Origin of the sequence: Streptococcus pluranimalium (assembly GCF_047785745.1) — a bacterium.
GTDB classification, from domain to species: Bacteria; Bacillota; Bacilli; order Lactobacillales; family Streptococcaceae; genus Streptococcus; species Streptococcus pluranimalium_B.
Genome location: NZ_JBLOJT010000238.1, coordinates 1 through 544 on the forward strand (window position 1 = coordinate 1; position 544 = coordinate 544).

Here is a 544-nt window from a genome sequence, read left to right on the forward strand (position 1 = left end):
CTTACCATTCAATGCGTCTTCGTACTTATTAACGGCTTTTTTCCAAGTAAAAGAATAGAGATTGGCATCAGCTTCTAGCTTGGTGCCATCGATAAAGAGAGCGTCGTCTTCAATCATACCATTCTCACGCATGAGCAAGGTGAAGTAAATAAAAGCAGTCTTAATCAGGTTATTAGCATGCTTGCTGGAACGGAAATTATTGATGGTCTTATAACTAACATAGGTGTCCTGACTTAGCCATTTCATTGGAATTACTTCGTCATTCATCTGCACCATTTTGCGGCCAGAAAAGACCTGACGAGCATAGGCAAAAAGCGTCATTTTTAAAAGCATAGCCGGATGAAAAGCGGGTCGGCCAGTATGAGACTTTTCTTCCAGTAAAACATGATTAGGGATACTATCCACAAAAAGACTGATGAGTCTAACTTCATGATTCATGGGAATATCGTAAGCAAGATTTAGTTCCAAACTCAACTGATTTGTGTTATACTCTTTATACATAGTCATGGCTTTCTAGTTGTTTTGTCGTTATTATAATTATAAA

At 37.9% G+C, this 544-nt stretch carries 1 protein-coding gene; it reads right to left on the reverse strand.

The genetic code is table 11. The features are described from left to right. On the reverse strand, window positions 1–501 hold a 501-nt coding region (locus ACMZ6U_RS10695; RefSeq protein WP_416108382.1), incomplete at its 3' end, for a transposase. Between the last annotated feature and the right edge of the window lie 43 nt (window positions 502–544).